The organism is Desulfococcus sp., from assembly GCF_041737845.1.
In the GTDB taxonomy this organism is placed as follows: domain Bacteria; phylum Desulfobacterota; class Desulfobacteria; order Desulfobacterales; family Desulfococcaceae; genus Desulfococcus.
In genome coordinates, this window is sequence record NZ_JBGSQX010000043.1 from 1 (window position 1) to 11,444 (window position 11,444).

Below are 11,444 nucleotides of genomic sequence, written 5' to 3' on the forward strand. Positions count from 1 at the left end.
TATGTTGACAGATTTGTTACAAATTTGTAAAATACATTATAACCTTCTGATATTTTTTAGTTTTTGAATTTTCACTTGCGTCGCTGTTTTTTGCTATGTTATCAAACAGATAAGGCGACTCGCAACATAATGATCCGAAACATGAGTTTTCTGGCACCGATCCTTGTCCAGGATACCATAACAAATCTTGTTTGCGCCAGGGAAAGCAACTCAGAAAACAGCCGGGTCTGAGCCGCGATGCCCAGGTCCGGCCATCCCCTCTGAATTATCCATCCATCGTGTCCCTTCGGCAAGGGTGCATGAAAAACCGAGTCGTATGAGGTAGCATCGGTCATTTACCCGAGAAAGGAGATTGACCGATGGAACTGATCCTGCTCGTAGAGAGTAAGCCCGGCCTGGAAAATGTCCGGGCGCAGTTTAAACAGTGGCGCCGCAGCAGGGGCAAACGCCGGGCCATCCCGGAGTTTTTGTGGGTGTCGGCCGCATCGTTGTATCCCGAGTATTCGCTGCACCGCATATCCAAAGGGTGTGGCTCTTTTTCGACGACTTACCAAACAGTTTGCAGTAATGCATAGTGCTCCTCATCTACCCAATTGTGCTACTTGATGACTTTCAGATGGCCGCGCCTGGAAGCAGGGCGCGCAAACGCAGAACGGCTTCGGCTCCCGGAAGCCGCCATTTGGCGCCGGTGATTTCGAGGCGGTCCTTGACAAGGTGCCGGCAAGCTCCCTCGATGACGCCTGTGGCGATGGGGAACCCTTGGGCAAGATTGATCGTAGTGAAGATAGGGCTTCTTGTTGAGGAGGTAGTGCTACAGCGCAGCTTTGATTGTAACTATTTGAAAATATAACAATGTGCTTCAAGTTGCTAACTTTTAACCATTTGAATTGGTTAGTATTTGTAAAAAGAGACGCTGTAGTGGTAATATATGACCACAAATTAAATATGACCTTATTTATATAGCTGTTAATGAAAGCCCCGCAAATACTATTTTAACTAATTATCTTAAATTTCGAAAGGATGGGTGGAATTGCGCTGTGTATTGTAAATCTGGCACAAAGACTGCATTTATTATAGAAGCTGTCCAGGAAGCATCTGTCCAGGAGACTGATGTGCCTACCGTTTGATTGCTTTGCTCCGCTAGGCGGGGCAAACCTTGTACGCATCTATTAATCCGAACAAAAGGAATAAGTTATGAAAGAAACGAGCGAAAAGTCAGTGGCAATGTACGGTATCGTTTCGGCATCGAAAATTATCGGCGAAACGGTGGTCAATCGCCAGAGCGAGAATGTGGGCAAGATCGACGAACTGGTGATCGACGCCAAAAAGAACCGTATCATGTACGCGGTGCTCTCCTTCGGCGGCTTCATGGGCATGGGTAGCAAGCTGTTCGCCCTGCCTTGGGAAGCCTTCGAGTTCTCCGCAACCGAGAACAAACTGATTCTCAATGTGGACAAGGAGAAGCTGAAGGCCGCTCCCGGGTTTGAGAAAGGCGATAAGTGGCCAGATTTCAATGATAATATCTGGGGAGAGAGCATCTACAACTACTATGACTACACTCCCCCCTGGAAGTCGTAGGATCGAGGAATTGGGGCGCTTGTCAAGCCGATCCAGTGGATTGACGAGTGCCCTGCGTCGGGTGAGCTTTGTCTTTTATCGAGGGCGTACGGTGATGAATTGGAACATCCGGTTGGCGAGGCAATCGATCGAGTTGGGGCGCCGCTTATCGTCGCTGATGTCGGCAACATGATGACATGGATAATTTTTTGAATGATGATAACAGGATTATCGTTGGAAACGGATCAGACAGGCTGTTTTGACGAATCAGGCAAGGAGATGAACTGCCATCATACGGGGCAGGATGGCGAGGTTAACCAAGCCCGTCGAATTGAAGGACCGGATCGTTTTCATGCAGCGGATGATATCGTTCAGGACAAATTGACAGGATTGGTTTGGCACATCAACGCAAACCTTCCTGGGTTTCCATTAACCTGGAAGGAAGCTTTCGAGTTTATTCAGGAGATAAACGCTTCCCGATTGTCCGGAGTCAACGAGTGGCGGTTGCCTGCAAGAAAAGAGCTGTTTTCTCTGGTGAGTCATCAATTTGTAAACCCCTCTTTGCCCGAAGGCCACCCGTTTCACAATGTTTTCCACGGATATTACTGGACAAGGACAGAATCCGCCGGGTTGTTGAATCAGGCATGGTATGTCCACTTGGGCGGCGGAAAAGTGTACCGCGGCATGAAGCATGGCTCCTATATGGTGTGGCCGGTTTCCGGTCAATTCGCCGAGCAGCCTTTCATGAAAAAGAGATTTATTGCCAGTGAAGATTCATTTTATGACCGCGTTACGCGCAGATATTGGTATGCCGGCAATAGATTGAACGCTGGTGCGAGACCCTGGAAAGAGGGCATCCGCGCCGTTGAAAAAATGAATGAAACGCGCGAAGCAGGTCGCGGCCCATGGAGGCTGCCGAACATACGGGAGCTTGAGAGTCTGATCGATGATAGAAACCATAGCCCTGCGTTCGCTGACGGGTTTTACATAAACAGCCTCCGGGACGGGTATTGGTCATCAACGACAAGTTTATATGAGCCGAGGTATGCATGGGTCCTTTATCCGCTTGATGGCGCAATTGGCGTTGGATACAAACCCAATGCGGATTTTTATGTATTGGCGGTTCGCGGGTAACCCGTGCGTTGAATCGCGGCGCAGCGAAGCTGACAGAGGGTTCAGCTTGAATGCGAAATGGAACAAACGCTTATCATGGGAGGCATCACATGATGGAGGATCTGAATGTGGTCATCGCCGGCGCGGCCGGTGAAGGCGTGCAGACCGTCGGGGAAGTGCTTGCGGAAACCATTGCGGGGCACGGCTATGCCGTGTTCGCCTGGCAGGAATTCGAGTCCAGAATCCGGGGAGGCCAGAACAGTTATTGCATCCGGATCAGCGAAAAACCGGCCAACGCACCGGCCATGAGAGCGGATATTCTTCTGGCGTTGAATGACGGCGCGGCCATGAAATACGAACCCCTGATTCAACCGGACGGCATTCTCATCGCGGAGAAAAAGATTCGGGACCGGATGATTCCCATTGCATTTTCGGATATCGCCCGGAAGGAACTGGGCAACAAGATATACGCCAACACCCTGGCCATCGGCGCACTGGCGGCAGCGATCGGCATGAATTCTGGTATTCTCCACCAGGTTCTTGCCCGGAAATTCGCTAAAAAAGGGGATCCCGTCGTGGCGGCCAATCGTGTTGCGGCCGAGAAAGGCTATCTCCTCGCCCGTGAAGGCTGCCAGGGCATCTGTCCCTGGCAGCTTCCGGAACGGGACACCCGGTATCAGCTCGTCTCGGGAACAGAAGCCCTCGCCATGGCGGCCGCTCTGGCCGGGTGCCGGTTCATGGCGGCGTATCCCATGTCGCCTGCGACCGATACCATCACCTTCCTGGCCGAAAACGAGAAGGAATTCGAAGTGTTCACCGAGCAGGCGGAAGACGAGATATCGGCCGTCAACATGGCCATCGGCGCCAGTTTCGCCGGAGCCCGGGCCATGACGGCCACCTCCGGCGGCGGGTTCGCCCTGATGGTGGAAGCCGTCAGTCTGGCCGGAATGATCGAAACACCCCTGGTCATTGTCCTGGGGCAGCGGCCAGGGCCTGCCACCGGGCTGCCGACCCGCACCGCTCAGGGCGATCTCCTGTTCGCGGTCCACGCCGGACATGGCGAATTTTCCAAAGCGGTGCTGGCGCCTGCCGATGCAAAAGACATCTTCAGGCAAACCGTACGCGCCTTCAATCTGGCCGACCGCTATCAGATACCGGTCATCGTTCTTACCGATCAGTTCCTGCTGGATTCTCTCTTTTCCGTGGAAGACATCCGCCTGGAGCAATATGCTCCCGAATTCCATCTGGCCGACCCGTCCGTCATCGACGATTACCATCGCTATCGGGTGACGGAAACCGGCATATCTCCGCGCCTGTACCCCGGCCAGAGCCTGCATCTGGTGACGGCGGACAGCGATGAACACGATTCCCGGGGCCACATCACCGAAGACCTTGTCGGAACCGTGCCGGAGATGGTGGAAAAACGCCTCGCGAAGCATCGGGCATTGAAAGCCGCCATCCACCCGCCCGAGGAGGTCGATGTCGAGGGCGCAGAGCGAATTCTGGTGGGCTGGGGATCCTCGCGCCCGGCCCTGTTGGAAGTCCTTGAACGGCTTAATAGAAAAGGAATCCGAACGGGCTTGATCCATTTCACGGAAATATGGCCCCTGCCGGCATACCGGTTTCCCGAAGGCAAGGCGTACTGGAACGTTGAAAACAACGCCACCGGTCAACTGGCGAGGTTGCTGCGCTCCGAATACGGAATTGCGTTCGCAGGCCAGGTCCATCGCTATGACGGCCTGCCGTTGACCGGGCCCTACATTCAGGAGGTGCTGCAATGGTGAAAATCGACGATTACAAGAACGACGTTTCTTCCCAGTGGTGCCCCGGCTGCCCGAATTTCGGAATCCTGAACGCCCTCAAAGCGGCTTTGGCAGCATTGGAAAAAAAGCCCCACGAGTGTTGCCTCGTCTCGGGCATCGGGCAGGCCGCCAAATTGCCTCACTATCTCAACTGTAATTTTTTTAATGGATTGCACGGAAGAGCCCTTCCGGCCGCCCTGGGCATCCATGTGGCCAATCCGCGCCTGACAACCATCGTCGTCACCGGGGAAGGAGACTGCTACGGAGAAGGAGGCAACCATTTCCTTCATGCGCTGCGTCGCAATCCCGATATCACGGTAGTGGTCCATAACAACGGGTTTTATGCCCTCACCAAAGGCCAGGCTTCCCCGACCACGAAGGTCGGAGAGAAACGAAGCCTTCAGATTAACGGTGTGGAAATCGCGCCCCTGAACATGCCGGCCATCGCCATCGTCCATGACTGCACGCTTGTGGCCCGGGGCTTTGCAGGGGACGGCGATCATTTGAAATCGCTTTTGATGGAAGCCGTCGGCCATCCCGGCTTATCCATTGTGGAAGTCATCCAGCCGTGCATCACCTGGGGGACTCATCCGTTGAGCTGGTATCGGGAAAGGGTATACACACTGGGTGACGATTATGACCCGACCGACCGAATGGCGGCCTTGGAAAAAACCATGGAAACGGGCGAAAGGATCCCTACCGGCATCCTGTTCCGCGCCGCGCCGCGCAAACCCTTCGCCGACCGCTTCCGGAAAGAGATCACGGATCGGCCCTTTGCGGAGTTAAACCCGGTTTCTCCGGAAAAAATAGCGGGCTTTCTGTCCGGTTTGAGAAAAGGCTATATGCCTGATGCCTGAAGACGATTCCCACCCTCCCCGGGTTGGGACGTGAAATACTGAAAAGCGGCTAAAAAGGCCGCCTTTATTACAAATTGACAGCGCTCGCGTATTTTTTGTCGGCATTCCACAATCGGACTGCCATCGGCGCAGGAGTCGACTTCAACCAGGACTGCGCTTAATGGTCGGTCAATCCTGGCCATCCAAACACCCAAGAAACCGAAAAAAGGGTCATATATACCCACAGGTTAAATATGATCCTTTATAGAAGGCTGCCAATGATACTCCTGAACCTGCTTTTTTACCTGATTATTCTGAAAAATCATAATGATGGATGACATGACGCGGAGTGTTGGAAGCCCGGCACAAAAATTGAGTTGGAATCTAATATACAAAAGAAGTTACCCATGGTTTTGATACCAGGTGCAGTGTTTTCCGGCTCAACGGTTCCAATGATGTGTATCTGTAAGAGGGTTACCGGGAAGTTTTTTCGCTCGTCCCGGAAACGGAATACGGAGAAGGCTGTCGAGCATTTAACACGCGAATTCGACAGCCTCCGCAGGCATACACGCACAAAGACCAGCTTGACGCCGACCTGCCGGCATGCTTCTTAAAACCTGAGTCTCCTTACCGGAAAACCTGAGTCTCCTTACCGGCGCCGCCCGGCGGATTGCGTCTGCACGGCGAAAAGGGGGCGAGGCACGCTGCTCGAGGACATACGGAGTCCATGGAGAAAGCGGTGCCACACCAAATTTTGGAAATAACCTTTAACGAACAGGAGATGCCATGCAATATGTTATCAGCAGGTTGGTTGGCTGCACCATCAGGGCCAGCGATGGCGATCTGGGAAAGGTGGATGAGTTCTACTTCGATGACGAAACATGGACCATCCGGTATATTGTCGCAGAAACAGGCAGCTGGTTCGTCGGACGCAAGGTGCTCATTTCTCCTGTTGCCTTCGGCAAACCGGAGCTGGAGTCACGAACGATTCCAGTGAACCTTACCCGTTCTCAGGTGAGAGACAGTCCCGATATCGATACAGAAAAGCCCGTTTATCGTCAGCATGAAGCTCAGTTGCATGAATACTATCAGTGGCCCTGGCGAGGCGGTTACGGAGGTACTTTCGGAACAACCCCGCTGCCTCTTTCGGATGACGAAGCGCTTGCGGAGCAGGAAGCTTCTGCGCCGGAGAGTCGCGATGACACGCATTTGCGCAGCTCACGGCAGGTCACCGGATACCATATTCATGCCGCTGACGGCGAAATCGGTCATGTGGAAGATTTTATGGTCGACGACGAAAATTGGACGATTCGTTTTCTGGTTGTGGATACCGCCAACTGGCTGCCGGGGAAGAAAGTTCTTTTGTCGCCCCAATGGATCAAACGTGTGGAATGGGCCGATTCCAGTGTGCATTTTAATCTCACGCGGGAATCCGTTAAAAATAGTCGGGAGTTCGACCCTTCCTAAGCCGCGAGCCGGACGAGAATGAGGCATGGTCGGAACAGGGCTGCAAACCAGGCATCGCCCGCCTGCCGGGGGCAGAAGACCTCATTTTCGATCGCGCGCCTGGAAAAGTCTCATTTTTTAAGTTGATACATGAAAAACATGCGGGGTACCCTCGCGTCAATTTCTGTGTGGTCGCATCCCGTGCGGTCGGGCGCGAATTCACCCCGGGAAGGGGAGTCACCATGGAAAGAGTCGGAAGCATAAAAAGGGTGGGAATGATTGTCGGCGCGACAATCCTTGTGGTCATCGTGGGCTTCGTATGGTGGGTCTTCAGCCGCTCAGAACGTGGAACGAGCGGCTCGATCAGCACGAATTTTCGGTGGGTAGGCCCCAATGATAAGATCGTGGTCGACGGCTTCGATGATCCCAAGGTCCCGGGGGTCGCCTGCCATATCTCGCGGGCCCAGACCGGGGGCGTAAAAGGCGCCATGAACGTGGCGGAGGATACCAGTGACGCCAGCATCGCCTGCCGCCAGGTCGGACCGATTCAGTTCGTTGGCGATTTAAAAGACGGCGAGAAGGTCTTCGACGAACACCGCAGCCTTGTGTTCAAGTCACTTCAGGTCGTGCGCTTCTTCGACCGCGAGCGTAATGTGCTGATCTACGTGGCTTACAGCGATCGGGTCATCGAGGGCAGCCCGAAAAACAGCATCAGCACGGTGCCGATCATGCGTTGGGCGGCCCCTTAGTTTCCAATCTTCGTAAGCTGTCTGTGTTTTTAAGTCGACGGCAAGAAATTATTCTACATCTTGCCGCTGATCTAACAACTTGAACTTTAAGGCTAAACAAGGTGAAAACATGAATGAAGAGAGAAAAAACGCCGGGTCCAAAGCTGATTTTATTCGAATGGCCGGTATCACCCCGGAGCTTGCCGAGTTCGTGACGGAGTTTGTCGATAAGCCCGATAATTTCCTTTCACTGCCTTTCGAAAAGCGCCGCGAAATTGAAAATCAGATCGACGCAATCCTATATTCATTTGGGCGATGATACGCCCTTCAACGTTATCCTCACGAGCGTGCCGGGCGCACAACAATATACAACCCAAAAAGGAGATGAGAAAATGAAAACACCCAACTACCCGCTGCCCTTGCAAAAGGGAAAATATACTACAACTAACTTTATAGCAAAGAAGGAGATGGTCATGAAAACACTTATGTCGATCCTGCTCGTGCTGGCTGTTTTGATGATGCCGCGTGGTGTATCTGCTCAGCAGGAAACAGCGCAACCTCCTGCCGCCCCGGCGCAGATTCGGGCTCCTCTCGAACATAAACAGGGGATGCCGAAGATGCCGATGATGTCAGAGGCGCAGATGAAAGAATGCGACGAGATGATGGCAAGGATGAAGGAAATGGATGCCCGGCTTGATGCAAAAGTAGCAGACATGGATGCAGCAAAAGGGGATCAAAAAGTGGAAGCCATGGCAGCCGTCATCAAGGAAATGGTCTCCCAGAGAAAGGAGATGCAAGAGCACATGATGAAAATGCATGACATGAGGAAGGGATACATGATGGAACATATGAAACCCGGTATGGGAAGCAATGCAGGCAAAAAATAGGCGCCGCTTTGTCCCTTATGAGGCGGCAGGGAAACCATCTCTATAAGTGAACAAGCAAATCTGTTCCAACAGCGTCAAACAGCAGAAAGGGAGGATTTCCAATAGCCTATGTCAACGAAACAAAATGATAAAGGAAAAGGTTTCCTGGAGCGCATCGCACGCCGGGCGATGACTGAACGCGGGTTTCTGGTCGATTTTTCAGAGGTTGCCCTGAACGAGGTGGAAAATATTTCGCAGGTCGATCGGGGGGAGAAATCTCCCTTGAAAGACCTGCGCCACCTGCTCTGGGCATCGGTTGACAACGATGATTCCCTGGACCTGGACCAGCTGACCGTGGCAGAGAAACTGCCGGATCAGACGGTAAAGATTCTTGTGGCTGTCGCCGACGTGGATTCCCTCGTAAAGAAGAACTCTGCTCTGGATGCACACGCCCGGCAGAACACGACTTCGGTCTACACGGCCGGCAAGATCTTTCCCATGCTCCCGGAGAAACTCTCCACGGATCTCACCTCGCTGAATTATCAGGAAGACCGGCCGGTCATTGTCATCGAGACGGTGATCCGCGATGGGGGGGAGATGAAAAGCTCGGACATCTATCATGCCCGGGTCCGGAACCACGCCAAACTGGCCTACAACAGCGTGGCGGCCTGGCTGGAAGACAAAGGGCCCATGCCGGAAGCCGTTGCGGTTGTCCCCGGGCTTGCGGAGAATCTCCGTATCCAGGACCGGGTGACGCAGCAATTGAAAGGCCTGCGGCAGGAGCATGGCGCCCTGGATCTACAGACGCTGGAATCCCGCCCGGTTTTTGCCGGAGACGAGATCCAGGATTTGCGGGCAGATACGAAGAACCGGGCCAAAGAGATGATCGAGGACTTTATGATCGCGGCCAACGTCGCGACCGCGCGTTTCCTGCACGAGAAAAAAGTCCCCTCCCTGAGACGCATGGTCCGTTCACCCAAGCGGTGGGGCAGGATCGTTGAAATCGCGGCCCAGCACAATTCGCAGCTTCCGCCGGAGCCGGATTCGAGGGCGCTTGCGAGTTTCCTGGCTGCGCAGAAAACAGCCGACCCGCTCCGTTTTCCGGAGCTGTCCCTGTCCGTCATCAAACTGCTCGGCCCGGGTGAATATGTCGTCGAATTCCCGGAAGAGACGGCGCCCGGCCACTTCGGCCTTGCCGTCAAGGATTACACGCACTCAACGGCCCCCAACCGGCGGTTTCCGGATCTGACTACCCAGCGCATCCTGAAGGCAGCCCTCGCCGGGTCGCCCGATCCCTACAGCCGGGACGAACTGGTGGAACTGGCCCGACACTGCACGGAGAAGGAAAATGATGCCAACAAGGTGGAGCGGCTCGTCGCCAAATCGGCTGCCGCCATGCTGCTTTCTTCGAGAATCGGAGATCAGTTTGACGCGATGTGCACGGGAGCTGCCGACAAGGGGACATGGGTGCGCATCTTCCATCCACCCGTTGAAGGTCGATTGCTCCATGGGGCTGAAGGCGTCGATGTGGGCAACCGGATCAGGGTGCAGCTCATCCACACGGATGTGGAGAAGGGGTATATCGATTTCAAGAAAATCCAATAGGTGTTTACCGGCGGATCTCCTCACGGCGTCGTGAGCGAGGGCGCATGCGTCACTCGAGATTCGAAAACCGGAAGGTTTCATTCAAATGGGAGCAAATAGCGTATGGACAACAAGACACCGGAAATCCTGACGCCGGAAGCGTGTGCGGCGAGAATCTTCGAAATGAGCGGGGCGGAACTCGAACCGGCTGTTGCCGCCGACCTGTGGTCTAAAATCATCAACCACAAGTGGCTTCTCTCGGAAAAAGTCGGTCGGGATGTAGGGCTGCGGACGGCCTGCATTGAATTTTTTTGGAAAACATGGCGCAAGCCCCGGATGAGTACAGGACGTATAAGCACAAGGATATCCTGAAGGAGATGGGGGCCCAGACCATCGGCAGGGAAATGTGGGATACCATCTCCGATTCTCAGCCGCCCAAGCAACTGGTCCAGCGCAGAATCATTCTTCCCCTGACGGAGGAGGGCCTGGCAAAAAAGCATGGGGTTGTCCGCCCCAAGGCGATCATCTTCTTCGGACCTCCCGGCACGGGAAAAACGCACTTTGTAAAGGCCATCGCAGGCGTCCTGTCCTGGTGGTACATTGAGATCATGCCGAGCATGCTGATGGTGGACGGCGTGGAAAAAGTCGGGGGGCAAATCTGCGTGAAGTGATGCAATTGGCGGCAAACCTTGATGAAGTGGTTCTCTTTATAGACGAGTTCGAAGAGATCGCGGGCAGCCGTGACCGGGCGGACAGGATTGACAAGTCCATCACCAACGAGTTTTTAAAACAGATTCCGCTCCTCAAGAGTCAACAAAACAAGCTGCTGCTGGTGTGCGCCACGAATTACATTCGACAGTTGGATACCGCCATCCTCCGGCCGGGAAGGTTTGACTGCGTTATTCCGGTGGGTGGACTGGACAGGGCGGGCAGGACAACGATCCTTCAGCATTATCTTACCCGGCTCAATACCGGGAAAATCGATCTGGATCAACTCATCGGGATGACCTCCGGGCTTACCCCCGCCGACATCCAGTATCTCGTTGATCAGGTTGCGTATTTCGCATTCGAGCAGGAACTTGCCGAAAAAAAGGACTACCGGGTAACCACGGAGACATTCATCCAAATGATGTCGAAAATGAGCCCCTCCCTGAGCCGTGAAGTGATTGAAGAATTTGAAAAGGACAGCATCAGCTATTCACGGGTCTGAAGCGGCCTCCTTCATCGGGCGCTCCCTGGAAAGAGCGTTCCATCCCTCCCCATTTTCCGCAACAGCAGCCGGTTTTCATGGCATCCTCCCGGTATCCCTGCGCCTGCGCCGCCGTGACAGCCCCTGGTGGATGCGTGCCCGACCTGCCCCTTGCATTTCAACGTACATTCCGCACCCCAAAGGTGCAATTACTGATTAATTTATTTCGTAACGAAAACAAGCCTATGATGGCTTTAATATATTGATATCATTGTAAATAAAAAAATCTAGACATTTCAACTAGTTGCTGATATCCTTCCCTC

The 11,444-nt window shown here is 53.7% G+C and carries 13 protein-coding genes and 1 pseudogene; 13 read left to right on the forward strand and 1 reads right to left on the reverse strand.

The genetic code is table 11. The annotated features are described in order from the left end of the window. The first annotated feature begins 359 nt into the window (after window positions 1–359). Window positions 360–575: a hypothetical protein gene (locus tag ACEW8N_RS05170; protein ID WP_373498739.1), complete on the forward strand. Its 216-nt coding sequence runs from the start codon at window positions 360–362 to the stop codon at window positions 573–575. A gap of 58 nt (window positions 576–633) precedes the next feature. On the opposite strand, the pseudogene ACEW8N_RS05175 reads toward ACEW8N_RS05170, so the two are convergent. Next, window positions 634–808: pseudogene (locus ACEW8N_RS05175) on the reverse strand (ISKra4 family transposase); the annotation flags it as partial. 386 nt (window positions 809–1,194) lie between these two features. Between ACEW8N_RS05175 and ACEW8N_RS05180 the strand changes: the two are divergent. From ACEW8N_RS05180 to ACEW8N_RS05235, 12 genes are all read left to right on the forward strand, one after another. Then, the gene (locus ACEW8N_RS05180; protein WP_373498740.1) at window positions 1,195–1,578 is read left to right on the forward strand and encodes a PRC-barrel domain-containing protein; all 384 of its coding nucleotides are present in this window, start codon (window positions 1,195–1,197) and stop codon (window positions 1,576–1,578) included. Between the two features lie 213 nt (window positions 1,579–1,791). Next, window positions 1,792–2,691: a DUF1566 domain-containing protein gene (locus ACEW8N_RS05185; protein ID WP_373498741.1), complete on the forward strand. Its 900-nt coding sequence runs from the start codon at window positions 1,792–1,794 to the stop codon at window positions 2,689–2,691. An 89-nt stretch (window positions 2,692–2,780) separates the two neighbouring features. After that, a complete protein-coding gene (locus ACEW8N_RS05190) occupies window positions 2,781–4,454 on the forward strand; it encodes a 2-oxoacid:acceptor oxidoreductase subunit alpha (protein ID WP_373498742.1) in 1,674 nt (557 codons plus the stop codon). Then, on the forward strand, window positions 4,448–5,329 hold the full coding sequence (locus tag ACEW8N_RS05195) for a thiamine pyrophosphate-dependent enzyme (RefSeq protein WP_373498743.1): 882 nt from the start codon (window positions 4,448–4,450) through the stop codon (window positions 5,327–5,329). Before ACEW8N_RS05190 ends, ACEW8N_RS05195 begins: the two co-directional genes overlap by 7 nt. A 765-nt stretch (window positions 5,330–6,094) precedes the next feature. Then, window positions 6,095–6,775 carry a PRC-barrel domain-containing protein gene (locus ACEW8N_RS05200; protein WP_373498744.1) on the forward strand — a complete coding sequence of 227 codons (681 nt, stop codon included), beginning with the start codon at window positions 6,095–6,097 and terminating at the stop codon, window positions 6,773–6,775. Window positions 6,776–6,996: 221 nt separating this feature from the next. After that, entirely contained in the window at window positions 6,997–7,503 is a 507-nt protein-coding gene (locus ACEW8N_RS05205; protein ID WP_373498745.1) for a CreA family protein, read from the forward strand. A 109-nt stretch (window positions 7,504–7,612) separates the two neighbouring features. Then, window positions 7,613–7,801: a hypothetical protein gene (locus tag ACEW8N_RS05210; RefSeq protein ID WP_373498746.1), complete on the forward strand. Its 189-nt coding sequence runs from the start codon at window positions 7,613–7,615 to the stop codon at window positions 7,799–7,801. Window positions 7,802–7,874: 73 nt separating this feature from the next. Beyond that, window positions 7,875–8,369, forward strand: a complete 495-nt coding sequence (locus ACEW8N_RS05215; protein WP_373498747.1) for a hypothetical protein — start codon at window positions 7,875–7,877, stop codon at window positions 8,367–8,369. A 108-nt stretch (window positions 8,370–8,477) separates the two neighbouring features. Then, entirely contained in the window at window positions 8,478–9,953 is a 1,476-nt protein-coding gene (locus ACEW8N_RS05220; RefSeq protein WP_373498748.1) for an RNB domain-containing ribonuclease, read from the forward strand. 102 nt (window positions 9,954–10,055) lie between these two features. After that, complete coding sequence (locus ACEW8N_RS05225; protein WP_373498749.1) at window positions 10,056–10,304, forward strand: DUF4032 domain-containing protein; 249 nt, start codon at window positions 10,056–10,058, stop codon at window positions 10,302–10,304. Further along, window positions 10,253–10,603, forward strand: a complete 351-nt coding sequence (locus ACEW8N_RS05230; protein WP_373498750.1) for an AAA family ATPase — start codon at window positions 10,253–10,255, stop codon at window positions 10,601–10,603. Before ACEW8N_RS05225 ends, ACEW8N_RS05230 begins: the two co-directional genes overlap by 52 nt. 5 nt (window positions 10,604–10,608) lie before the next feature. Then, window positions 10,609–11,142, forward strand: coding sequence for an AAA family ATPase (locus tag ACEW8N_RS05235; RefSeq protein WP_373498751.1), 534 nt, complete (start codon window positions 10,609–10,611; stop codon window positions 11,140–11,142). The last annotated feature ends 302 nt before the right edge of the window (window positions 11,143–11,444 follow it).